26 protein-coding genes are annotated in these 22407 nt (G+C 40.8%); 18 read left to right on the top strand and 8 right to left on the bottom strand.

What is annotated here, in order from left to right; translation table 11 throughout:
• Window positions 1-32: 32 nt before the first annotated feature.
• The gene (locus MKZ02_RS18365) at window positions 33-422 is read right to left on the bottom strand and encodes a thiol-disulfide oxidoreductase DCC family protein (protein ID WP_340855100.1); all 390 of its coding nucleotides are present in this window, start codon (window positions 420-422) and stop codon (window positions 33-35) included.
• 264 nt (window positions 423-686) lie between these two features.
• Between MKZ02_RS18365 and MKZ02_RS18360 the strand changes: the two genes are divergently transcribed.
• The 4 genes from MKZ02_RS18360 (at window position 687) to MKZ02_RS18345 (ending at window position 5208) form a co-directional block, all read left to right on the top strand.
• Entirely contained in the window at window positions 687-1445 is a 759-nt protein-coding gene (locus tag MKZ02_RS18360; protein WP_340855096.1) for a DeoR/GlpR family DNA-binding transcription regulator, read from the top strand.
• 9 nt (window positions 1446-1454) lie between these two features.
• Window positions 1455-2756, top strand: a complete 1302-nt coding sequence (locus MKZ02_RS18355; RefSeq protein WP_340855094.1) for a four-carbon acid sugar kinase family protein — start codon at window positions 1455-1457, stop codon at window positions 2754-2756.
• A gap of 1 nt (window position 2757) precedes the next feature.
• Window positions 2758-3771 (top strand): 4-hydroxythreonine-4-phosphate dehydrogenase PdxA, encoded by a 1014-nt coding sequence (pdxA, locus tag MKZ02_RS18350; RefSeq protein ID WP_340855092.1) that lies wholly within the window; start codon window positions 2758-2760, stop codon window positions 3769-3771.
• Between the two features lie 66 nt (window positions 3772-3837).
• Entirely contained in the window at window positions 3838-5208 is a 1371-nt protein-coding gene (locus MKZ02_RS18345; RefSeq protein WP_340855090.1) for a GntP family permease, read from the top strand.
• Between the two features lie 188 nt (window positions 5209-5396).
• On the opposite strand, the gene MKZ02_RS18340 is transcribed toward MKZ02_RS18345, so the two are convergent.
• Complete coding sequence (locus tag MKZ02_RS18340) at window positions 5397-5711, bottom strand: hypothetical protein (RefSeq protein WP_340855087.1); 315 nt, start codon at window positions 5709-5711, stop codon at window positions 5397-5399.
• A gap of 166 nt (window positions 5712-5877) precedes the next feature.
• On the opposite strand from MKZ02_RS18340, the gene MKZ02_RS18335 reads away from it, so the two are divergent.
• Window positions 5878-6552, top strand: a complete 675-nt coding sequence (locus MKZ02_RS18335) for a superoxide dismutase family protein (RefSeq protein ID WP_340855084.1) — start codon at window positions 5878-5880, stop codon at window positions 6550-6552.
• Between the two features lie 60 nt (window positions 6553-6612).
• Here the strand turns inward: MKZ02_RS18335 and MKZ02_RS18330 are convergent, their stop codons facing one another.
• Both MKZ02_RS18330 and MKZ02_RS18325 read right to left on the bottom strand, forming a co-directional pair.
• Window positions 6613-7083 (bottom strand): DUF2306 domain-containing protein, encoded by a 471-nt coding sequence (locus MKZ02_RS18330; protein ID WP_340855081.1) that lies wholly within the window; start codon window positions 7081-7083, stop codon window positions 6613-6615.
• Window positions 7084-7213: 130 nt separating this feature from the next.
• The gene (locus tag MKZ02_RS18325; protein WP_120036768.1) at window positions 7214-7414 is read right to left on the bottom strand and encodes a cold-shock protein; all 201 of its coding nucleotides are present in this window, start codon (window positions 7412-7414) and stop codon (window positions 7214-7216) included.
• Window positions 7415-7760: 346 nt separating this feature from the next.
• On the opposite strand from MKZ02_RS18325, the gene MKZ02_RS18320 reads away from it, so the two are divergent.
• Window positions 7761-8900 carry a M14 family zinc carboxypeptidase gene (locus tag MKZ02_RS18320; RefSeq protein ID WP_340855078.1) on the top strand — a complete coding sequence of 380 codons (1140 nt, stop codon included), beginning with the start codon at window positions 7761-7763 and terminating at the stop codon, window positions 8898-8900.
• A 152-nt stretch (window positions 8901-9052) separates the two neighbouring features.
• Here the strand turns inward: MKZ02_RS18320 and MKZ02_RS18315 are convergent, their stop codons facing one another.
• Both MKZ02_RS18315 and MKZ02_RS18310 read right to left on the bottom strand, forming a co-directional pair.
• Window positions 9053-9427: a nucleotide excision repair endonuclease gene (locus MKZ02_RS18315; RefSeq protein WP_340855076.1), complete on the bottom strand. Its 375-nt coding sequence runs from the start codon at window positions 9425-9427 to the stop codon at window positions 9053-9055.
• A 94-nt stretch (window positions 9428-9521) separates the two neighbouring features.
• Window positions 9522-10703 (bottom strand): DHH family phosphoesterase, encoded by a 1182-nt coding sequence (locus MKZ02_RS18310; RefSeq protein ID WP_340855074.1) that lies wholly within the window; start codon window positions 10701-10703, stop codon window positions 9522-9524.
• Window positions 10704-10824: 121 nt separating this feature from the next.
• On the opposite strand from MKZ02_RS18310, the gene uvsE reads away from it, so the two are divergent.
• The gene (gene uvsE, locus MKZ02_RS18305) at window positions 10825-11796 is read left to right on the top strand and encodes a UV DNA damage repair endonuclease UvsE (RefSeq protein ID WP_340855071.1); all 972 of its coding nucleotides are present in this window, start codon (window positions 10825-10827) and stop codon (window positions 11794-11796) included.
• 40 nt (window positions 11797-11836) lie between these two features.
• On the opposite strand, the gene MKZ02_RS18300 is transcribed toward uvsE, so the two are convergent.
• Entirely contained in the window at window positions 11837-12028 is a 192-nt protein-coding gene (locus MKZ02_RS18300; protein ID WP_120036777.1) for a hypothetical protein, read from the bottom strand.
• A 216-nt stretch (window positions 12029-12244) separates the two neighbouring features.
• Here MKZ02_RS18300 and MKZ02_RS18295 point away from each other — a divergent pair, with 216 nt between their 5' ends.
• The 11 genes from MKZ02_RS18295 to MKZ02_RS18245 all read left to right on the top strand — a co-directional run bounded on the left by MKZ02_RS18295 (window position 12245) and on the right by MKZ02_RS18245 (window position 21486).
• On the top strand, window positions 12245-13180 hold the full coding sequence (locus MKZ02_RS18295) for a cation diffusion facilitator family transporter (protein WP_340855068.1): 936 nt from the start codon (window positions 12245-12247) through the stop codon (window positions 13178-13180).
• A gap of 177 nt (window positions 13181-13357) precedes the next feature.
• On the top strand, window positions 13358-14131 hold the full coding sequence (locus tag MKZ02_RS18290; RefSeq protein ID WP_340855067.1) for a YhfC family intramembrane metalloprotease: 774 nt from the start codon (window positions 13358-13360) through the stop codon (window positions 14129-14131).
• Window positions 14132-14563: 432 nt separating this feature from the next.
• Window positions 14564-14830, top strand: coding sequence for a phosphocarrier protein HPr (locus MKZ02_RS18285; RefSeq protein WP_120036783.1), 267 nt, complete (start codon window positions 14564-14566; stop codon window positions 14828-14830).
• Complete coding sequence (gene ptsP / locus MKZ02_RS18280; RefSeq protein ID WP_340855066.1) at window positions 14827-16542, top strand: phosphoenolpyruvate--protein phosphotransferase; 1716 nt, start codon at window positions 14827-14829, stop codon at window positions 16540-16542. Before MKZ02_RS18285 ends, ptsP begins: the two co-directional genes overlap by 4 nt.
• A gap of 443 nt (window positions 16543-16985) precedes the next feature.
• A complete protein-coding gene (locus MKZ02_RS18275; RefSeq protein WP_120036787.1) occupies window positions 16986-17813 on the top strand; it encodes a basic amino acid ABC transporter substrate-binding protein in 828 nt (275 codons plus the stop codon).
• Between the two features lie 75 nt (window positions 17814-17888).
• A complete protein-coding gene (locus tag MKZ02_RS18270; protein WP_120036789.1) occupies window positions 17889-18545 on the top strand; it encodes an amino acid ABC transporter permease in 657 nt (218 codons plus the stop codon).
• Window positions 18542-19264, top strand: coding sequence for an amino acid ABC transporter ATP-binding protein (locus MKZ02_RS18265; RefSeq protein ID WP_120036791.1), 723 nt, complete (start codon window positions 18542-18544; stop codon window positions 19262-19264). Before MKZ02_RS18270 ends, MKZ02_RS18265 begins: the two co-directional genes overlap by 4 nt.
• A 170-nt stretch (window positions 19265-19434) precedes the next feature.
• Window positions 19435-19857 (top strand): PaaI family thioesterase, encoded by a 423-nt coding sequence (locus tag MKZ02_RS18260; protein ID WP_340855059.1) that lies wholly within the window; start codon window positions 19435-19437, stop codon window positions 19855-19857.
• A complete protein-coding gene (gene fabG / locus MKZ02_RS18255; RefSeq protein ID WP_340855057.1) occupies window positions 19854-20618 on the top strand; it encodes a 3-oxoacyl-ACP reductase FabG in 765 nt (254 codons plus the stop codon). Before MKZ02_RS18260 ends, fabG begins: the two co-directional genes overlap by 4 nt.
• A gap of 14 nt (window positions 20619-20632) precedes the next feature.
• Window positions 20633-21082: a MaoC family dehydratase N-terminal domain-containing protein gene (locus tag MKZ02_RS18250; protein ID WP_340855053.1), complete on the top strand. Its 450-nt coding sequence runs from the start codon at window positions 20633-20635 to the stop codon at window positions 21080-21082.
• A complete protein-coding gene (locus MKZ02_RS18245) occupies window positions 21079-21486 on the top strand; it encodes a MaoC/PaaZ C-terminal domain-containing protein (RefSeq protein WP_340855050.1) in 408 nt (135 codons plus the stop codon). Before MKZ02_RS18250 ends, MKZ02_RS18245 begins: the two co-directional genes overlap by 4 nt.
• A 58-nt stretch (window positions 21487-21544) precedes the next feature.
• On the opposite strand, the gene speD is transcribed toward MKZ02_RS18245, so the two are convergent.
• Window positions 21545-22366, bottom strand: a complete 822-nt coding sequence (gene speD, locus MKZ02_RS18240) for an adenosylmethionine decarboxylase (protein ID WP_120036802.1) — start codon at window positions 22364-22366, stop codon at window positions 21545-21547.
• Between the last annotated feature and the right edge of the window lie 41 nt (window positions 22367-22407).

The raw sequence follows: 22407 nt of genomic DNA, 5'->3' as shown, positions 1-22407 counted from the left end.
AAAAAGGAAAAGCGAAAAACGCTTTTCCTTTTTTATATAAAGCGAGCCCGCACACTCGGTGACGGAAGCATGCAGCTTTCTTTTTTGCCAAACCATTTATAACGGTTTTTGGCGATAAAGTCATAAGCTATATTTCGGATTGGACGAGGCACGATAATCAGCGCATATAACAGTTTCCATGCTCCCTTTAAATGTTTGCAAATACGAAGGGCAGCGGCTGATTTGTAATAAACTTTGTCTCCTTCAATCAAAATCATACTATCAATATCAGATGGCACGCGGTGTTTTTTCAATAACGATTGCCCGGTGTCACTTTGCAAAGAGGCAAAGTGAAAGATGCCTTTAGGGTCATTCTTTATAATGAACTGGACACTTGAATCACAAAAATTACATTCACCATCAAATAAAATAATCGGGTTCATTTTTTGTCCTCCTCTATTTCTTAAAATATAAATTCATTACTTCTATTTTATCCTCTTTTAAGTCGCATAAAACGTTCAATGGTTATCATGAATGAAACTATAAAAAAAATCAGCATACTAGAACAGTCATAGTCTAACAATTTTTCTTTTTAGAACCATTATATGTTCAAAACGAACAATATGACTTGACTATTTTGTTTTAAAGTAACATAATTATGTTTGAAAGTAACAAAAGATTATTTGATATGAAGGCGGTGCTTGGCAATGTCGTCTTATGAGCGAAAAAAGAGCATTCTTGAACAGTTACACATTTACGGAAAGGTCGAGATTACAGAGCTTTCAGAAGCTTTATCTGTCTCTCCAATGACGATTCGTCGAGATCTCGATCTATTAGAAAAGCAAAAAAAATTAATCCGCACACATGGAGGAGCCGTTCTTCCACAGGCTTTAATTAATGAACAATCTTTTGCTTCCAAAGCAGGATCGGCCGTTGAAGAAAAAAAGCAAATTGCGTTAGAAGCTGTCTCTCTTGTTAAGCCAAATATGACCGTTTTGCTTGATTCAGGAACCACCACACTGGAAATTGCCCGGCTGTTGAAAAGCAATGTGCCAGCCACCGTAATAACAAACGATATACAAATTGCTGCTGAGTTAATGGATAGCCATTTGGAAGTAATTGTAATTGGTGGGCGGCTCCAAAATGACGTCGGTGCCTTGTTCGGCTCTCTTGCAGAAAATACATTAAGAAATATGCATGTTGATCTCTTTTTTATGGGAGCCCATGCGATTCATTCAGCATTCGGTATTACAGCCCCCACACTCGAAAAAGCGGCTGTTAAGCAAGAGATGATAAAAACTGCAGAAAAAGTTGTGCTTGTGGCGGATTCATCTAAATTCCATCAGAAGGCGTTTTCTAAAGTATGCGATTTAGACTTTGTCACGACCGTTATTACAGACAGATATATATCTGAAGAAATTCGAAAATCCTATGAGGAATACGTAGATATAGTAATAGCAAAGTAGGTGGGCAGGATGAAAATAGGAATTATTGCAGATGATTTAACGGGTGCGAATGCGACTGGTGTTCGGCTTGCGAAAGCTGGCTTTGTAAGTGCCGCTGTTGTTTTCGGAGGAGGAGTCCCCACATCAGGAAACTTTACTGCTATTAGTATAGATACAGATAGTCGCTATATAAAGCCAGACACTGCTAAGTATCGTGTTCAAAAGGCTTATCGACAGTTAAAAGATTGGGGAGCGGATGTAGTAGCCAAGCGGATTGATAGCACGGTTCGCGGAAACTTAGGTGCAGAAACAGACGCTCTGTTAGATGCGATTGGTCCTGGCAGTATTGCTGTTGTAGTGGCTTCCTATCCGGATTCAGGACGTGTCACCTCCGGCGGATATTTGCTTGTAGAAGGGATGCCTGTTCAAGCAACAGATGTAGCAAAAGATCCGATGAACCCCATTGCAAGCTCTTATGTCCCAGATGTTATAAAGGAGCAAAGCCGCTATGAAGTCGGCCATATTGGGCTAGGGACGGTTTTAAAAGGAGCGGAAGCCATTTTACCTGCAATGAAGGCGTTAATGGCTGCAAACAAACGAATTATTGTCGTGGATGCAGTAACGAATGAAGAGATTGACCATATTGCAGAATCGATGGCCGCTATTGATGAGTATACGATCATCCCTGTAGACCCTGGTCCATTATCAGCTGCCTACGGCCGTGTCAAATCAAGACAAAGCATACATCTGAATAAATGGATTGTCACAGTAGGAAGCGTGACTCCGTTAACAGGACGGCAAATTCGCTATTTAATCGATAAAACCAACTCACATCCTGTGTATGTTAATGCGGCGAATCTCGCATCTTTAACAGGTTCATGGGAAGAAGAAGTGCAGCGGGCGACAAAGGAAGCGTTAGAAAAGCTAAAAGAGGAAGAAATTTTAATTATTACAACACAGTCACCCGCGTCCATAGTGTTGCCGCTTTCAGAAATAGCAAAAGAAGAAGGAACAACAGAGGAAACACTGGCTAAAAGAATCACGGACGGGTTGGCTAAAATTACCTATGGAGTGTTTAAAGAGCGGGGCACGGCCATTAATGGCACTTTTTCAAGTGGAGGAGATGTAACGGCTGCTCTTTGTGCAGTGAGCAAAGCGGAGGCCATTCAACTGGAGGATGAAGTACTGCCGCTCGCTGCTTATGGAAAATTTATCGGTGGGGCCCTTAACGGCATTCCGGTTGTGACAAAAGGCGGAATGGTCGGCGACAAACAATCAATTTATCAGTGCGTCAATTATCTAAGAACAAAAAATCATGAAGGACGTGTTTAATATGACAATAGAACGTGCAATTATCGCTATCCCTATGGGAGATGCAGCCGGGATTGGACCGGAAATTACCGTAAAATCATTAGCCAAAGAGGAAATCTATTCTATGTGCCGTCCCCTCGTTGTTGGTGATGCAGCAACCATACGCGAAGCGATTGTAGTAACAGAAACTAATTTGAAAGTAAATGAAGTGTCTTCGCCAGCAGAGGGGAAATATGAATTCGGCACAATTGATGTATTGAATTTGGCAAACATTGATGCAAAGGCCCTTCAACCTGGGAAGGTCCAGGCTCAATGTGGACAAGCAGCTTTTGAATATATTAAAAAATCCGTTCAGCTGGCGATGGATGGGAAAGTAGCCGCTCTTGCTACTACACCGATTAATAAAGAATCGTTGAAAGCTGCGAATGTACCATTTATCGGTCATACGGAAATGCTAGAATCCCTGACGAATTCCAAAGATCCGTTAACGATGTTTGAAGTGCGCAGTCTGCGTATCTTTTTCTTAACCCGTCATGTGTCTTTAAAAGAGGCGATTACTCAGATGACAAAAGAACGCGTTCATGACTATTTAATCCGATGTGATCAAGCGTTGAAGCGTCTTGGAATTGAGAATCGCTCGATCGCAGTGGCTGGATTAAATCCACATAGCGGAGAAGGCGGCTTGTTTGGCGATGAAGAAGTAAAAGAAATTGGACCGGGAATCGAAGCGGCCAAAAGAGACGGAATTAACGCTTACGGACCAGTGCCGGCAGATTCTGTTTTCTTCCAGGCGTTAAATGGCAAATATGATGCCGTTCTATCCTTGTATCACGATCAGGGACATATCGCTGCTAAAATGACAGATTTTCATCGTACGATTTCTATTACAAACGGCTTGCCTTTCTTGCGTACATCAGTTGATCATGGAACGGCATTTGATATCGCTTGGAAAAATATTGCTTCCAGTGTCAGTATGGAAGAATGCATTAAATTGGCAGCACAGTACGCACCAAAATTCACACGAGAGTCGCTTTAATAGAGAGAACCAAAAGAGAGGGGATTCTCCCTTTCTTTTTACCTATATTGAAAGGGGTTGCAGAGGATGACACCAGAAACGCAAATGATCGTCGGATTGATTATTGGTGTAGCCGCATTGATCATACTTGTGTTAAAAACAAAAATTCATGCATTTTTAGCTTTGATTATCGGAGCTTCTTTAACTGGAATTATTGGTGGGATGGACCCGGTTAAAGTAGCGGAAACAATCTCTGCAGGGTTTGGAAGTACGTTAGGATCGATTGGGATTGTTATTGGTTTTGGCGTAATGATCGGCCGGATTTTGGAAGTATCGGGTGCAGCAGAGAGACTCGCCTACAGTTTAATTAAACTTGTCGGAAAGAAAAAAGAAGAATGGGCGATGGCCATTGCCGGATATATTGTGTCTATTCCTATTTTTGTCGATTCAGCATTTGTTATTTTAAATCCATTAGTTAAGGCGCTTTCCCGCAAAACAGGAAAGTCTGTTGTCACGCTTGGAGTCGCATTGGCCATCGGGCTGGCTGCTACGCATCATGCTGTGCCACCTACGCCAGGACCACTGGGTGTAGCCGGTATTTTCGGAGTGGATATTGGCTTAATGATTGCTTGGGGGTTAGTGTTTGCCGTTCCAATCATTATTGTTGGTGTCACTTATGCCAAGTGGATTGGCAAGAAAATTTACCAGCTTCCTGCTGAAGAAGGGGCAGACTTTGTCCGTCCAGATGCTCCACAGGCCTATCAGGAGTTTTTGGAATTATCAGCTGAAAGAAGCAAAGAGTTACCTTCTTTATTTCGTTCAATCCTGCCTATTTTATTGCCGATTGTTTTAATTTTCATTAATACAACATTAAGTGCGATGGAGATCAAGGGAGGATGGATTGACTATTTGTTATTCCTAGGTCAGCCAATCATTGCTGTAGGACTGTCATTGGTGGCAGCGATTTATGCATTGGCAGGACATATGAAGCGTGAGGAGGCACTTGAACGCATGGAGGAAGGAATGGTCACAGCCGGTATTATTTTACTTGTGACAGGAGCCGGTGGTGCGTTAGGGCAAGTGCTTCGTGAAAGTGGAGCCGGAGATTATATTGCCCAGCAAATTGCTTCTTTGCCATTACCAGCTATTTTAATTCCATTTTTCATTGCGACACTTGTCCGCCTTGTTCAAGGAAGCGGAACAGTAGCGATGATCACAGCAGCCTCCATTTCCGCGCCTATTGTGGCGAATCTAGATATCAATATGGCGCTCGCAGCCCAGGCAGCTGCACTTGGTGCGATGATTTTCTCTTACTTTAATGACAGTTTATTTTGGGTGGTTAACCGGATGCTTGGCATTAAAAATGTAAAAGAGCAAATACTCGTTTGGTCTGTTCCGACAACATTAGCATGGTTAACTGCTCTGGTGTCCCTGCTCATTGCTAACTTGTTTGTTTAAGAGATTGATTGCTGCTGGCTAAAAATATCATGAAGAGCTGCTTCGGGTTGAAGAGAAACATTTTATTTTTTAAATGAAGATATTGAATGAGAAGTAGAACGGCTGGATAGTAAATAATGGCAAACGTAAATAATTACCATCCGTACAGGAGCGTCTCTTGTTAAAGAGCGCTCCTTTTGTATTTGGTTCTATGATGGAGTGCTGTATTTCTTTTCCATATCCTCCGGGCTGATTTTCTGCAGAGCGGACAATTGTTCAAGTTCTTTGATTTGTGATACGGCCTCCTCATATTCAATAGAGTGAGTATACACCTTGTCGAAATAGACAGCTTCTTCAGGCATTAATATTTTTACCTCGATTTCAATAGCTGCTCCTCCCGTGTCTTCATCTCCAAGTGACATATCGGAAAGATTCTTTTCCTGATGAGAAATGAAGATTTTTTCTTTTTCTTGTTGAGACCGAACGAGGTTCATGATCTCGTCCAGATCCTGTGTTTGTTTCATATATGATCACCTCATTTTACTTTACCTTATTTTTTCAAAATTAATCATTTATAAAAATTGAAGACTTAGGTCGAATGAATGAAAATGGAGTAAAGAAGTTTAAATAAGTTCTTACCTGTGTAAAGTGAGTGTATGTGTACATAATTTTTAGAAAGGGAGGATGAGTATGAAGAAAATATTCTTTTTCTTCTCCATCTTAGCGGTCATGTTAATTGTCAGTGCATGCGGCGGTGGAGAGGATAAGGCAGCAGACAAACAAAAAAATGACGAAACGACATCTGAAAACAATTCCACAGCCACAGAAGAACAGCCAAGTGAAGAAACCTCTACTGAAAAACAGGCCCCTACATCTCCGGATGAGCCCATTTCTGAGGATGGAGAAGATAATGACTCCCAAGTGATTGATTTAAAAAATAGTGAGGGGAAAAAGGTAGGGATAGCTGAACTGAAACAAACGAATGAAGGGGTATCTATTAAGGTGGAGGCTTCGGATTTGCCACCAGGTGAGCATGGATTTCACATTCATGAAACAGGAAAATGTGAAAAACCGGACTTTGAATCAGCCGGTGGTCATTTTAACCCAACGAATGCCAGCCACGGAATGAATCACGAAAAGGGACCACATGCCGGCGACTTGCCAAATCTTAACGTAGGGGAAGACGGAACAGTAAAAGCAGAAATGATTGCAAAAGAGGTAACACTTAACAGTGGAGAAGATCATTCTTTAATAGATGAAGACGGATCAGCTCTTGTTGTTCATGAAAAGGCGGATGATGGCAAATCTCAACCAGCTGGTGATGCAGGCACCCGCATAGCTTGTGGGGTTATAAGCACTCAATGATAAACATAAAGGCCTTCCCAATCTTTTGTGGATTTGGGAAGGCCTTTGTTATGCTGTTAGTTAGCTCGCTATCTTTTTTCGATTTGGCGTATACTTATTTCCAATTTTAATAATAATGGGTGTGCCAATCATCGTTGGCAACAGCCAAATAGCGAGTATGGGAATGTCATTTAAAAAAGGAATGTGTGGGCTGTTAACAACAAGTGTGGCTGTAACTATTCCAATATAGGAGCCGAGCATTCCAGCGATATGCCGGTTTAGCCAATTTCTTTTCTTTTTCTTCACAGAAAAATAACCAATTAAAGCAAATGAAAAGGAGAAGAGGGCGATATAGAAGAGGTAGGCACTCTCTTCCCAATGAATAATGGCCATAATGAGAGCTGAAAGAAAAACAAGTGCATAGGACCAAAAATAAATTTCACCGGAGATCGTATGCTTCCCTTTTTTCTTTTTAGAAAAGCCAGCAAATAGCCCTGTAAATAAACAAATAAAGCCGGTAACGATATGGACTGTTAAAATAAATAAAAACAAAAGATCACCGTTTCATATGAACATCAAAAAAGCAACTACACTTTCAAATAGAAGATTGAAGGTGAGTTGCTTGTTTGTTTAGAGCAGAATTTTACTGTTCTATTTAGTTAAATGAGCATCTAGGCAATAATTATGCTTTTTGAACGTTAGACGCTTGTAAGCCGCGTTGGCCTTGTTCTGTTTCGAAAGTAACTGCTTGACCTTCGTCTAAAGATTTGTAGCCTTCACCTTGGATCGCTGAGAAGTGAACAAATACATCGTCTCCGCCTTCGCGCTCGATGAATCCAAATCCTTTTTCTGCATTGAACCATTTTACTTTACCGTGTTCCATTTTGTATCCTCCTCTTGTGCGAAAAGCACATCAATGGTACTATCCTTGCTCAAATTCATTAGACGAAAAGTACTTAACTTTCCTTTTTCTTCGAACAAAAATAATTCTCTTTAAACATAACAGACACTGCTAAAGAAGGCAAGAAAAGGAGAAAGTGATTTCTCGGCAATATTCGCCAAGTGAAGGCTTTTAGTGAGTAAAAACTGTCGAAAACTGCCTTTTTCAGACTTTATTCCTATATTTTAAAGTGGAAAGTCAAGGGTAAATCGTCTATTCGGCTGATTTATCAGAATATTTAATTAAGTATAATGGGGACGTATTATAAAAGTGATGGGGGGGGAATGTTTTGAGAAAATTTATGGTATTCTTTTTAGGAATTTCTTTGCTATTTTCCACAGGGTTTTCATCTGCTGCAATGGCAGCAGAAACAGTGCCTGGTGGACCTTCTACTAACGGAGAAATGAATTTGAACAGCCTTGTTACATATGAGGATATGATTAAGGTGTTGAAGGACATTGAGCAGACCAGCAAAGGAAAGGTAGAAGTACTTACTCTAGATAAGTATGGGAAAAGTGAGCAGAATCGAAGCTTTTATGCAGCAAAAGTTGGGACAGGCCCAATTAAGGTTTGGATACAGGCTCAAATTCATGGAGATGAAAAGCTGACAACACGGGCTGTTTTGGACTTGCTAAAAACATTTGGCAGCAGCGGGGCAAAGGATGTAAAAGAAATCCTGAACAATGTAACCATTTATGCCATTCCAATGTACAACCCGGACGGCAGCATCATGAATACGCGGACAACAACGCTGTATGAAAAGGGGGAGCCAAAGCTAAGCGGAGAGGGCAAGCCATTAACGACCGATTTAAACCGTGATTGGTCAGAGAATGGATTTAAAGCAAAAGAATCGTTAGCATTTTATAAGTATTGGGCGGATGTAAAGCCTGATTATGCGGTCGATCTGCATCACCAAGGCTTTAAGACGGTATACGGTACAAACGAGTCAACTTCGATGTCGCTTGGTGTATCGCTTGCTCCAAACGGTCCAACACTGCCTAGCGTGAAAAATTACAATGAGGTTACCCGTCAAATGCAAGTATACGTCTATGATGCGCTAAAAGACTATGGATATACACACATTGATCGCTATCAAGTGGGAAGCGGCGATCAGAGATACGAAATTGATATCAAGGGCGGAGTAGTTTCGGCTATGATGCTCGGCTTGAACTATAACAATCTTAACCCGACAAGGCATAGCAATCCAGCGATTTTCTTTGAGACAAAAGGGAATACAAGGGAGGGTGGCCTTGGACAAAAATCAAATGGTTATTTAACCAAGCAAAATTATTTAGGGTTAAAAGCGCTTCTTGAAGGAATTGCTTCTGGAAAGGTAAATAACGCGAACCCTAACCGCTGGGAAGACATTCCAGCGTATCCGCTTGCCGGTTATCAGACAGACACTGGGATTATCCCTGCTGGCTATTAATAGAGAGCTTTTCTGCTGATCGTTAGGCCGCTTATTACAAAATGTAAAATCAAAAGTACCAATTCTGCCCAATAGAGAAGGTTTGTGGGAGTAATTGGGATAAAAGAAACAGCCAGAGGAGTCTTCCTCTGGCTGTCTTTTTCGTGAGAGTATTATTTGAAAAATACTTTCTCGATATTATATTTCGATTGAAACTGATTAATAATATACGTTTCATAAATTTCCCGTTCCATTGGATCATCCACATAGCAGACTTCAATTTTATAGACGTCATCTCTATGCAGTTTAATCGGAGAAGCTGTGTCTTCAAAGCTTTTACGGATGCGCATCCTTAACTTTCTTGCTTTTCCAACGAACATTAACTCGTCGCGAGCATCATAGTACATATAGATGCCCCCTTTATCACGGGCGATTTTGTGATAGTCAATAAAGCCATACTCTCTGGCTATTGCCGCTTCGCTCGTGTCTCCTTCAGAATTCTTTTTTATAATGGTTAGATCTGGTTGAGGTACTTCAATTTTTATCATTTGCAATCGCTCCTATTCCTCTATAAAGCGTACCATAAATGCCAAGAAAAGCTACCATTCCTTTGATAATTTCACAAATTTTCGCCGTTTAAGGCTACTTTTCTTTATTCACCAGCTTCTGCAGATAACGGACAAAAACATCATCTCTGGCAAGCGAAGCCTCAAAGGTTCTCTTTAAGAAGTTTTCCCCTGCTTGAAAGTCCGGAAAAGCTTCTGGTAAAATGGTGCCTTCGCGATTAATCGTCCATTTATTTTCAGCCGCCTCATATAAAAGAAAAGTCTCTCCAGACCGGCTTTCATAAAGGGAACCGAATGACGACTCTTTTACATTGTAGCGGTTTCTTCTGGCATCTTCCCGCAGCGGCATCAAGTGAAACGTTTCCGTGACGAACTGTCTGTAGGCGTCCTCTGTCATAGAAGCACCGGCTGCTTTCGCATGACCGCCGCCCCCATAGTGGGCGGCTATTTCTGAGACATCGATATGATCATGGATTGTGCGAAAGCCGAGCCGCTTTCCGCCGATATTTAAGATCGCAATATAATCAAGGTGGGGGTTGTCCTTCCCGAGCTCATTCCCGAGCTCGGAATGATATGATTCCGCATAAACGACTCCTGCCAGATGCTCTCCAACTTTAGCTTGCACAAGTTCCCGTCTTTTCCGGCGGATGTAACGAGCGATTTTGTCATCTTCCATATCTAATATTTTTTCTTCTAATTCATCGAAAAAGAAATGATCATGATAACGAAGCCGGCTCATCATTCTTTCTTCAAACTCCTCTATTGATACTAAAAAGAAAAGAGCATTCAGTCTGCGTGCTTCCTGGTTATCATTTTTTTCCCATTCCCATGTATCATACTGCCTGACGAGCTCTACGAATTCAGCAATTGCACTAGAGGGCTCCATTAGCTCCTGTTCCAGCAAATACTCATAAAGCAATGAAGTAGCAGAAGTTAGTTTTCCTTCTTTATCTTCAACGACAACGTGTCCCCATTCATGCTCGTTAAAGTGAAGAGCCGTTTTATGATGGTCAATCAACTGCACTTTCCCACCGGCCAGATAAAATTCATTCAGTTTTTCTTTGTTTTCATCATTAACAGATAAATCAGTAATAAGTAAAGAAGTTTTCTTATCCTGATGTTCTAAAAACCATGCTACTTCATAGTCAAGACCCGATACGGAATTGTAGCGGACCTGTACCTCCTTTCCGAAGGCAAGCTTGGCTAGAATGCCACAGCCGACGCCGTCTAAATCATTGTGTGTTAACAATTTGTACATTACCTTCACCTCACTGTATTTAGTATGTTACCCAAAGAGAGAAAATTGAAGTATAAAAACACTCATTGCAGCTCAGTTTACGAAAAAGTAGGGTAAAACTATTGAATAAGGGGTGTAAAAGATGACATTAATCCGTCTTGGTTATGCAGCGATGAGCATGAATGTAAAAAACAGCTCTCCTTCTCAAACGATGACTCATACACAATTTATCAAGATAAAGGACAGGGAAGCGGCTATTAGAAAGCTCGAAAGAATTGCGGCTTCGAATATAATGAACTGCTTGCGGCTTCTGAGGCACAATGCGGCAAATGATATCCACTTTTTTCGACTTAGCTCCAAATTAATCCCACTCGCTAATCATCCGGATTTGCCGGATTGGAATTTTATAAAGCCTTTAAAAGAAAATCTAGCAGCTATTCGTGATTATTTAGATGAACATCCGACTATGCGGATTGACTTTCATCCCGAACATTTCGTCGTCTTGAACACACAGAATACGGAAGCTTTTCAAATGGCTTTAAAAACGCTTATTATGCATAAAAAGTTATTAGAAGGAATGGGAATCGATCCTGAACATCGCTGTGTTCTTCATGTTGGCGGAGGATATAAAGATAAAGAAAAAGCACTTGAACAATTTATCCATAATTGGGCACTCATCCCTCCGTCTTTGCAAAAGATGATTATGCTGGAGAATGATGATACTACTTTTACCGTAAAGGATGCGTTATATCTTTGTGAAAAAATAGGCATTCCTTTTGTTTTTGATTACCATCATCATCGGGCGAACCATGAAGAAGGAGAAACCTGGGAAGAGGATTGGCAGCGAGTTGTTAGCACCTGGACAAGTGCCAAGCTTCCACTGAAGATGCATATTTCTAGCCCGAGGTCAGAGAAAGACTTCAAAGCCCACGCGGATTTCATTAACAAGACGGAATTACTTGAATTTTTGCGGAAAGTAAAAGGAAGCATTTCTCAAATAGATATAATGATTGAAGCAAAGAGAAAAGATGACGCTTTGTTTACGTTAATAGAAGCGGTCAGAGGTGAGCCGGATATAACAATCATGGATGGGTCCAGCTTTTATATTACCTAACAGAAAGGCCAGACACCTCTTGAAGTGTCCGGCCTTTCGCCTATTCGTTCTCACGCATAGTATCGTCAACAATGGCTCTTAAATCCTTATGAAACAGCTCATCGCTGCATACAAAGCTGTCTTCATGGCCGTTACCGACAATTCTCTTTAGCTCTCCTTCATCACCTTTAGCATTAATAATCTCAAAAATTTGATTTAATCCTTCTGATATTTGTTTATCTTCGTCCTTCAAACAGACCAACCTCCTTTTTAGTGTTTATTCTTCCCGCAAAAAGAGTGTTAAATCCTGTTTATCCAAAAAGGGGAGGGGTACTATACTTTTTTAAAACAATAAATAACCTGTTCTTGTAATAATTTTTGAATATTTTAACAAAAAGCTTGAACAAAAGAGGTATGTCTGAAATAATATAAGTATATGATCATATATTCATATAAAGGAGCGTATGTAATGGGACACTCACACAGTCACGGTCACAATCATGGCCATAGCCATGGGCACGGACATCACCATCACTCAACAAATAACAAACAAGCGTTAAAACTATCATTTATGTTAATCGCGACGTACATGGTCGTAGAAGTGGTGGGAGGAATTTTGACAAACAGCTTGGCATTGCTGTCGGATGCGGGGCACATGCTGAGCGACGCGGCAGCCTTGGGCCTCAGTTATTTGGCTTTAAAATTTGGTGAAAAAGAAGCCACACTATCGAAGACATTTGGCTACAAGCGGTTTGAAATCCTGGCTGCTTTTATTAACGGCCTCACCTTGCTTGCTATTTCGGTTTATATTTTTATTGAGGCGTACAAGAGGATTATGACTCCTCCAGAAATAATGAGCATTGGCATGCTGATTGTTTCGGTCATTGGTCTGTTAGTGAATATTGGAGCGGCTTATATTCTAATGAGAGGCGACAAAGACGAAAACTTAAATGTTCGCAGTGCTTTTTTACACGTTCTTGGAGATCTGCTCGGTTCGGTAGGAGCGATAGCCGCTGCTTTAATGATTATGTTTTTTGGCTGGAATTTGGCTGATCCAATTGCGAGTGTTATTGTTGCTATATTGATTATTATAAGCGGCATCCGGGTCACAAAGGATTCTTTCCACATTTTAATGGAAGGGGCACCGGAAAACATTAATGTTTTGCAAGTGAGGGAGGCCCTGCTTAGTTTGCCTGGGGTCAATGATGTTCATGATTTGCACGTATGGGCGATCACTTCTGACTTTCCTGCATTAAGCTGTCACGTAGTCACTAGTCCAGATATAGAAGGACAGCCGCTGCTCAAGGAAATCCAAAAGAAACTACATGATGACTTTCATATTGAACATACAACGATTCAAATTGACTTTTCTGATTATCCATGTAAAGGAGATCACTGCAACTAAGAAAGGCGGTTCCTATAGAACCGCCTTCTTAATTACAAAGAGTTTCATCGTGTATCAATAGCATATGTTCGCTTTTTTCTTACAAGATGATGAATAATTTTCTAAAAGAGGATTGATCTTTATATCAGATTATTTTATTATCATTATTAATAATGATAATAATAAGGAGTGATATATATGGTTGGATCCTATGCATTTGCGGGAATGATTTTTCAGTTACTCATTTCGATCTTACTGCCGACAGCTCTACTTATTTATTGGCGGATAAAAGGAAAGTTTTCTTGGAGAGTGTTTTGGGCGGGAGTAGGAGTATTTATCATATTTGCACAAATACTCGAAGGAGGACTGCATGCGATGATGATTGATCCTTCGGGCCCTTCCTTGAAAATGACGGATAATCCTTTTGCCTATGCTTTGTATGGAGGACTTGCAGCTGCATTGTTTGAGGAACTAGGACGCTATTTTGTTTTTTTATTGGTATTAAAACGCAGCCGTGAATTTGGCGATGGCGTGTCACTTGGCATCGGCCATGGAGGAATAGAAGCAGTGCTAATTGGTGCCGTCGGAGCAGTTAATGCACTTGTATATGCAATCATGATTAATAATGGCACATTTGAAACTAATCTTAGTGTACTGCCTTCACAGCAGATAAGCCAGTTGAAAATGCAGATAATCGAAACCAATTTTGGATCGTATTTGCTGGCTGGTATAGAGCGGGCAGGAGCCATTGTTATGCAGATTATGTTTTCGGTGATGGTACTGCTTGGAGTACGGAGCGGCAAGTTTAAGTATGTATTATATGCCATCGGCCTTCACCTTTTCATTGATTTCTTCGTTGCGCTTTACCAGGTAGGTACGATTACAAGCATTTGGATTATTGAAGGGTTAGTAGCAGCCTTTGCTTTGCTGTCTATTTATATTATTCGCCAGTTGAAGTTGCATTTTAAGTAAGAAGAAGTAAATGGACGGGGAGCTTCACCCAATCGGTGTGAGAAAATAGAACAAATAATCGTTAATGAGCCTATCAAATGAGTAAAAAGCTGCCCAATATACGCCAGGTTTGTTTTTATAGGACTTGTAAAGCCAGATTTGATCATACTAGTGGAAGAACTCTAAGTGCGTGGCACTATAAAAAATAAATGTACCCCTGAATCACCGGGAAAGAAGGCGATGATTGACAAGCGATGCTTTATAAGGAGGATGAAGGATGCTCGTATTGGATGATTTTACTGTTATCCGGTATGAGTCTGTGCCTCAGGGGGAGTACATATATAAAGTATTTATAAAATTAGAAAATTTTTTATGCGAGTGCTAATTGTTTTGACAAAATAAAAAAAATGGTATGATTTAATTTACATTAACTGTGTAAAGGAGATTGATGAGATAATGGAAAAAACATTTACAATTATAGATGAAGCAGGAATTCATGCACGTCCGGCAAGTATTTTGGTACAGGCTGTGAGCAAATTCTCGGCGGATGTCAGTCTTGAATATAACGGAAAAAGTGTAAATTTAAAGTCTATTCTCGGTATTATGTCTCTCGGTATCCCTTCTGGTGCTGAAGTGAAAATAACTACATCTGGTGCGGATGAAGCAGAAGCTATGCAAACAATCACAGAAGTATTGGAAAAAGAAGGATTAGCTAAATGAATCAATGGTTAACAGGAATCGGAGCCTCTGCAGGAATTGCGATTGCAAAGGCTTTTCGTTTGGAAGAACCTGATCTGGTCGCAGAAAAGAAGGAAGTACTTGACAAAGGATCAGAAGTTCAACGTTTTGATCGTGCAATTGAGAAATCAATAGGTGAACTGCAAAAAATTAAAGAACACGCGGCAGGAACGCTCGGCGAAGATAAGGCTGCTATTTTTGAAGCGCATACACTTGTTTTAAATGATCCTGAACTGCTTAATCCAGTAAAGGATAAAATAAACCAAGAAGGTATTAATGCTGAATTTGCCATGAAAGAAGTATCGGATATGTTCGTCTCCATGTTTGAATCCATGGACAATGAATATATGAGAGAGCGCGCGGCAGATATCCGTGATGTAACAAAGCGGGTTATCGGGCATTTGCTTGGAGTAGAGATACCGAATCCGAGTTTAATTTCTGAAGAAGTCATTATTGTAGCAGAGGACTTGACACCGTCAGATACGGCTCAATTAAACAGACAGTTTGTCAAGGGCTTTACAACTAATATTGGTGGGCGCACTTCCCATTCAGCGATTATGGCACGTTCCCTCGAAATTCCAGCCGTTGTCGGTACAAAAACAGCGCTGAATGATATTGAAAATGGCATGATGCTGATTATTGACGGTCAAGAGGGAAAGGTAATTATTGATCCAGAGTTGACTGTTATTAAAGAGTATGAAGAGAAAAAGGCGGCATATGAAGCATATAAAGCAGAGCTTGCTGAGCTTGTAAATGTGCCAACAGCTTCCGCAGATGGCTGTCGAGTGGAGTTGGCTGCTAATATTGGCACACCTGAGGATGTAGACGGTGTTCTTCAAAATGGGGGAGAAGGGATTGGCCTCTACCGTACTGAATTTCTCTATATGGGACGTGACCAGTTGCCAACGGAAGAAGAACAGTTTACAGCTTACAAAAAAGTCCTTGAACGCATGGAGGGAAAACCGGTTGTTGTCCGGACTCTTGATATTGGCGGGGACAAAAAATTGCCGTATTTAGATTTGCCGAAAGAAATGAATCCGTTTTTAGGCTTTCGGGCTATTCGCTTGTGTCTAGAGATGCAGGACATGTTCCGTACACAATTGCGTGCACTTCTTCGTGCCAGCGCCTATGGCCATTTAAAAATCATGTTTCCGATGATTGCCACGCTTCAAGAATTTCGGCAGGCGAAGGCAGTTTTGTTAGAGGAGAAAGAAAAGCTGCAACAAGAAGGAATCACTGTTTCTGATAGCATCGAAGTCGGAATGATGGTAGAGATTCCTTCATCTGCTGTAATGGCAGATATTTTTGCGAAGGAAGTTGACTTCTTCTCCATAGGCACCAATGACTTAATTCAATATACTTTGGCTGCAGATAGAATGAATGAGCGGGTAGCTTACCTATATCAGCCATATAATCCAGCTATCCTTCGTTTGATTAAAATGGTAATTGATGCTGCGCATAAAGAAGGAAAATGGGTAGGCATGTGCGGAGAAATGGCAGGAACAGAAGCGGCTATCCCAATTTTGCTTGGTCTTGGCCTTGATGAGTTCAGTATGAGTGCGTCATCTATTTTACCAGCTAGAAGCATTATCTCTCGCTTATCAAAAGCATCCATTAGTGAGAGAGTGGAAGAAGTGCTGCAAATGGATACAGCCGAAGAAGTAGAACAGTTTGTAAGAACCCATTTTTTATGAGAAAAGAAAGTTAACTAAAAAGGAGGTTGCCCTTTCCGGCAACCTCCTTTTTAGTTTGGAGGGTTTTCTCTGTTGTTTCTATTTGTGCTAATCCTATTTTCCATCTGACTGCCGCTCATTTTATCAGGAGTGAAAATTTAAAATATATAGAATATTATAAATGATGAATTATTATGCATGTATAGATTTATTTCCATTAAATTTTTCGAGAATAGAGCATAAAGAATAGATTTTCTATATTATTATTATTTAAATAATGTGCATGAAAATAAGAGAAATTGTGTTAATATAATTATCAGAAAGAGTTAAAATGTAAAAATAGATTGAAAATTGTCGTTGTAAACGCTATTATTTTACTAGATAACAAGAACAAGAACTGAGCAAATTATTATTCTTGGTTTATCAAAAAACAGAAAAAGAAAAATATTTAGGGGGTCAGCAACATGAATATTTCAATTAAAAAGTCTCTTTTGTCTGTAGCAGCTGGATGTGCACTTTTACTATCTGCCTGTAGCGGGGGACAGGAAGATTCTGCAGGAAAAGAAAAATCAGAAGACAAAAAAGTATTACAAGTGGGAACAGAAGCAACTTTTGCCCCATTTGAATTTATGGATAAAGGGAAGGTAAGCGGCTTTGATGTAGACCTTTTAAATGCTGCGGCTGAGGAAGCCGGTTATGAAGTGAATATTGAAAACACTGGTTGGGATGCCATGTTTGCCGGCCTTCAAAGCAAACAGCTTGATATTGGTATGGCGGGTGTGACGATTAATGATGAGCGTAAGAAATCCTATGATTTCTCTGTTCCTTATTTTGAGTCAACAAGCATGATTGCTTTCAAAAAAGGCACCTCTATTAAAAATGCTGATGATTTAAAAGGAAAGAAAATTGGTGTTCAAAATGGAACGACTGGACAATTTGCTGCCGAAGCAGTAGTTGGAAAGAATTCTTCTTCGATCTCTAAATATGAAACAGCAGCGCTCATGTTCCAGGCTTTGCAAAGCGGCGATGTTGAAACAGCTGTTACAGATATTGCAGTCGCGCTGGAATATGTGAAAAACAATCCGGACAGCGGTGTTGAAACAGTTGGAGATGAAAAGAAATTTAAGCCAGAATATTACGGTATCGTCTTCCCTAAAGGCAGCGAATACAAAAAAGACTTTGACAAAGCACTGAATGAGATATACGACAATGGGAAATATGCTGAGATTTATAAAAAATGGTTTGGTAAAGAGCCAAACGTAGATTCCTTAAAAGAAGCAGCGAAACAATAAGGAATGAATTGCGGCTGTCCGCTGTAGGCTTGGGCCTAAGGACAGTCGTTTTTGTCTCAGAAAGGGGGAAGTAAAATGAATTTCCGCACAGATATTATCGTGGATTATATGCCATATTTCATTAAAGGCACACTGTTAACTTTAGGACTATCATTCGCTGGAATTTTAATCGGCCTCATTCTTGGTTTGCTTATCGGGTTAGGGAAGATGTCGACAAACAAACTGGTGAAATTTCCGTTCGTCTGGTATGTGAACTTTTTTCGGGGGACTCCGTTACTCGTACAAATCTTATTGATTCACTTTGGGGTCGTGCCGCTGTTCATGTCTCCGTCTAATCCGATCGTTTCTGCCATTATTGCCCTTTCGCTGAATGCGTCTGCTTACATTGCAGAAATCTTCCGCGCAGGCATTCAGTCTATTGATAAGGGACAAATGGAAGCTGCTCGGTCGCTCGGCATGAGTCATGTCCAAGCGATGAAGCTCGTTATCTTGCCACAGGCTGTCAAACGGATGATCCCGCCGCTTGGCAATGAATTTATTGTGTTATTAAAGGATTCATCGCTGGCAGCAATTATTGCTGCCCCAGAGTTAATGTATTGGGGACGTGCAGCCCAAGGACAATACATTAGGGTGTGGGAGCCGTATATCACGGTTGCAGTCATTTACCTTATATTAACTTTGTCGCTGACCTATTTAATGAACTACATTGAAAGGAGAATGAATACACAATGATCTCCGTCAAAAGCCTTAAAAAGTCATTTGGTGACAATGAAGTATTGAAAGATATCTCCCTCGAAGTGAAGCCGCAGGAAGTAGTGGTGGTTATCGGTCCGTCCGGTTCCGGAAAATCAACCTTTATCCGCTGCTTGAATTTACTTGAGTCGGTTACTGGCGGTCATGTATATGTAACTGGAAAAGATTTAACTGATAAGAAAACAAATATTAATGAAATTCGCAAAGATGTCGGCATGGTGTTCCAGCACTTTAACTTATTTCCTCATAAAACCATTCTTGAAAACATAACACTTGCTCCAATCAACGTAAGAGGAATGAAGAAGAAGGAGGCTGAAGAAAAAGCAATCGCTCTTCTGAAAAAGGTGGGGCTTGCAGACAAAGCCAATGCTTATCCCGATTCTCTATCCGGCGGCCAAAAGCAGCGGGTGGCGATTGCCCGTGCGTTGGCAATGGAGCCGAAGGTCATGTTATTTGATGAACCAACGTCTGCCCTTGACCCCGAAATGGTCGGTGAAGTGCTTGAAGTAATGAAGCAGCTGGCCAAAGACGGAATGACGATGATTGTAGTTACACACGAAATGGGATTTGCAAGAGAAGTCGGCGATCGAGTCATTTTTATGGATAACGGCTATATCATTGAAGAGAATGAACCGGTGGAATTGTTTTCTAATCCACAGCATGAGCGTACAAAAGCATTTTTAAGTAAAGTACTGTGAGTAAAAAAGAGCATTCTGTGCATACAGAATGCTCTTTTTTACTCCTTGTTTTTAGCTTCTAGAAAAATCAGATGAGATAAGGAGGAAAAGGGTAAGAGCAAGCCAATTATTATAGAGAGAGGAGATTTAAAGTTTTCATGTAATCAGATTGATTGAAAGGAGGATATGGTTTGCTGCTTGAAGACATTTTGAAGGAATTTGAAGAATGTCCCTTTCTTCACCATTTAGGCTTAGAAATTGTGCGATTTGAAGAAGGGAATGTCCAAATTAAGCTGAGTATGAAAGACTATTTGCTGAATACGAACCATACTTTGCACGGCGGTGTATATGCCTCTATTCTTGACTTTATCCAAAGCATGCATTTACGTTCGGTAACGAAGACGCGGTGTGTGACCACGAGTTCAACGGTCCATTTTGTTGCTCCAGTAACGGGCGGAGAGATTCTCGCTGAAGCGGAGGTCATTTCCAAAGGACACAAAATGGCATTCGTTGAAGGAACCATGAAAGATAGGGAAGGAAAGCTGATAGCTAAGGGAACGGGAACATTTAAGTTGATTCAGCCTGCAAGTCTAGATAAGGGGGAGAGGGCATGACGGGAAGGTTTAAAGGAAGAACAGCCTTTGTAACAGGCGGAAGCCGGGGAATTGGTAAAGAAATCGTTAAGCGATTTGCAGAGGAAGGAGCCAACGTAGCTATTATTGATGTGAATGAACAGGCCGTCGTAGAAACGGAAAAAGAGCTTGCAGAAAAAGGATTTCCCATTTATACAAAAATAGCGAGCGTGACAGAGCAGGAGCAAATAGAGCAGGCAATGAAGGAAGTTTATGGGGCATTTGGCGCCATTGATATTCTAGTTAATAATGCAGGGGTCCTTCGGGATAATTTATTATTTAAAATGACAGATGATGATTGGCTGACCGTTATGGATGTCCATTTAAAAGGAGCTTTCTACGCATGCCGTGCCGCCCAAAAGTACATGGTAAAGCAACAATATGGAAGGGTCATCAACATTTCCTCAACATCTGCTCTTGGCAACCGTGGACAGGCAAACTATGCAACAGCTAAAGCTGGAATCCAGGGCTTAACCAAAACATTAGCTATTGAGCTTGGCCCATTCGGCGTTACAGTGAATGCTGTAGCTCCAGGATTTATTGAAACAGATATGACAAAAGCAACAGCTGAAAGAATTGGTGTCCCATTTGCGGAATTAGCGAAAGCAAAGGCCAATGAAATTCCCGTTGGGAGGATTGGAAGGCCAGAAGACATTGCTCAGGCAGTCGCCTTTTTTGCTGACGAGCGTTCCTCCTTTATTAATGGACAAGTTCTTTATGTAGCGGGCGGTCCTGAAAATTGACAGGAGGTGGAGCTGTGCTGCGTCACAGTATTGGCAAGAAATCAGGAAAAATAAAAAACGATGTGGAAAGAGGGGCAGTCAGGAAGTTTGCCGAAGCAATTAACGACCCTCACCCTCTCTATACAAATGAAGAAGTGGGAAAACAGTCAAGATACAAAGAAAACCTGGCGCCTCCCACCTTTCCTGTTACATTTAATTATGGGACCATTGCTGATTTTCAATTGCCGGATAAGGGACTTATTCATGGAGAACAAACCTTTTGCTATGAACGGCCGCTTCTTGTTGGAGAAACGGTGTATTGTTGGATGGAAGTGAAAAACTATGTAGAAAAAGCAGGAAATAATCAAAGGTTGGGCTTTTTATTTTTAACTAAATATGGAGAAGATGCTGTGGGGAATCCTCTTTTTACCGCTAAGCAAATTATCATTCTTAATGAGTCGGTCAGAAAGGGGATGCTTCCTTGAAAAGATTAACTGATTACTCAGTAGGTGAACTGCTGGCAGATGTGCAGCTTTCACCTGTCACAAGGATGGACCTCATCCAATATTCCGGTGCTTCAGGAGATTTTAATCCGATTCATACTATCGACAAAGAGGCAGAGAAAGCAGGTCTGCCGGGCATTATCGCTCACGGCATGTGGACAATGGGAAATCTGTCAAAGATATTTACCCCTTATTATGAGGAAGGATTTATTCAGGAGTATTCTATTCGATTCAAAGAAATGGTGAGGCTGGACGATATCTTGACATTGCGAGCAAAGGTAGCGAAAAAGTCTGAAAGTAGGCGATTTTTTGATACGGTAGCTGTTAATCAAAATCAAAAAGAAGTGATTAAAGGACAGGTTATTTTTCGCTTGTATCATGAGTAGGAAAAAATGATTAAATAACTAATAAGCAGCCGCTTTGTTAAGAAGAGCGGCTGCTTATTTATGGATTGTTTGGCTGCCGGATATTTTGTCCGTAAAAGATTTCATCCATCTCAATCTTTAATTTCTCCGTAATTTCCTGCACTTGCTGAGGGGAAAGTTCGTCAGGTGAGTGGCCAAACAAATAGTTGTCTAAGTCAAAATCTCTTAGTTTGCATTTTGTATGAAAAATGTTTTGCTGATAGACATTGACATCGATCATATCGTATTGCTGTTTGACTTCCTCTGGAATGTAATTTTGAATGGAATTGATATCATGGTCAATGAATAGCTTGTGACCATTTTTATCACGTGTAAATCCGCGTACCCGATAATCAATAGTCATGATATCGGTATCAAAGGAATGAATTAAATAATTGAGCGCTTTAAGCGGTGAGATTTCTCCACAGGTGGACACATCAATATCTGCACGGAACGTGCTAATCCCTTCATATGGATGAAACTCAGGATAAGTGTGAACAGTAATATGGCTTTTATCAAGATGCATTGCAACCGAATCGGGCAGCGGGCCGGGGGATTCATCCAGGGATTCAGCCGGCACTTCAACGACTGGTCCTTCAGAAACAAGTAAAGTGACGCTCGCTCCTTGCGGGACATAATCCTGTTTGGCAATATTGAGAACATGAGCCCCAATCATATTAGCTACTGTTTTTAAAATATTTGTCAAGCGTTCCGCGTTATATTGCTCATCGATATATTCAATGTAAGCATCCCGTTCTTCCTGGGTAGTCGTATAGCAAATATCATACATATTAAAGCTTAGTGTTTTTGTTAAGTTGTTAAAGCCGTGTAATTCAACGCGCTGCTCGGGTGTGAGGGACATAAGTGTAAGCTCCTTACCTATTAATAATCAATGCTAAACCG

Source organism: Pseudobacillus sp. FSL P4-0506 (assembly GCF_038003025.1).
Lineage (GTDB): Bacteria > Bacillota > Bacilli > Bacillales > Domibacillaceae > Pseudobacillus.
Note: the sequence above shows the minus strand (reverse complement) of the source record. Positions and strands in the feature narration are given on the sequence as shown.

What these genes read in the sequence shown, in the direction of transcription:
- speD (WP_120036802.1), bottom strand. Translation starts at nt 22,366, where the DNA reads ATGTCCCTCACACCCGAGCAGCGCGTTGAATTACACGGCTTTAACAAC.
- MKZ02_RS18290 (WP_340855067.1), top strand. Translation starts at nt 13,358, where the DNA reads ATGGTTGGATCCTATGCATTTGCGGGAATGATTTTTCAGTTACTCATT.
- MKZ02_RS18265 (WP_120036791.1), top strand. Translation starts at nt 18,542, where the DNA reads ATGATCTCCGTCAAAAGCCTTAAAAAGTCATTTGGTGACAATGAAGTA.
- MKZ02_RS18270 (WP_120036789.1), top strand. Translation starts at nt 17,889, where the DNA reads ATGAATTTCCGCACAGATATTATCGTGGATTATATGCCATATTTCATT.
- MKZ02_RS18325 (WP_120036768.1), bottom strand. Translation starts at nt 7,414, where the DNA reads ATGGAACACGGTAAAGTAAAATGGTTCAATGCAGAAAAAGGATTTGGA.
- MKZ02_RS18315 (WP_340855076.1), bottom strand. Translation starts at nt 9,427, where the DNA reads ATGATAAAAATTGAAGTACCTCAACCAGATCTAACCATTATAAAAAAG.
- MKZ02_RS18355 (WP_340855094.1), top strand. Translation starts at nt 1,455, where the DNA reads ATGAAAATAGGAATTATTGCAGATGATTTAACGGGTGCGAATGCGACT.
- MKZ02_RS18340 (WP_340855087.1), bottom strand. Translation starts at nt 5,711, where the DNA reads ATGAAACAAACACAGGATCTGGACGAGATCATGAACCTCGTTCGGTCT.
- MKZ02_RS18295 (WP_340855068.1), top strand. Translation starts at nt 12,245, where the DNA reads ATGGGACACTCACACAGTCACGGTCACAATCATGGCCATAGCCATGGG.
- ptsP (WP_340855066.1), top strand. Translation starts at nt 14,827, where the DNA reads ATGAATCAATGGTTAACAGGAATCGGAGCCTCTGCAGGAATTGCGATT.
- pdxA (WP_340855092.1), top strand. Translation starts at nt 2,758, where the DNA reads ATGACAATAGAACGTGCAATTATCGCTATCCCTATGGGAGATGCAGCC.
- MKZ02_RS18365 (WP_340855100.1), bottom strand. Translation starts at nt 422, where the DNA reads ATGAACCCGATTATTTTATTTGATGGTGAATGTAATTTTTGTGATTCA.
- MKZ02_RS18360 (WP_340855096.1), top strand. Translation starts at nt 687, where the DNA reads ATGTCGTCTTATGAGCGAAAAAAGAGCATTCTTGAACAGTTACACATT.
- uvsE (WP_340855071.1), top strand. Translation starts at nt 10,825, where the DNA reads ATGACATTAATCCGTCTTGGTTATGCAGCGATGAGCATGAATGTAAAA.
- MKZ02_RS18275 (WP_120036787.1), top strand. Translation starts at nt 16,986, where the DNA reads ATGAATATTTCAATTAAAAAGTCTCTTTTGTCTGTAGCAGCTGGATGT.
- MKZ02_RS18310 (WP_340855074.1), bottom strand. Translation starts at nt 10,703, where the DNA reads ATGTACAAATTGTTAACACACAATGATTTAGACGGCGTCGGCTGTGGC.
- MKZ02_RS18335 (WP_340855084.1), top strand. Translation starts at nt 5,878, where the DNA reads ATGAAGAAAATATTCTTTTTCTTCTCCATCTTAGCGGTCATGTTAATT.
- MKZ02_RS18345 (WP_340855090.1), top strand. Translation starts at nt 3,838, where the DNA reads ATGACACCAGAAACGCAAATGATCGTCGGATTGATTATTGGTGTAGCC.
- fabG (WP_340855057.1), top strand. Translation starts at nt 19,854, where the DNA reads ATGACGGGAAGGTTTAAAGGAAGAACAGCCTTTGTAACAGGCGGAAGC.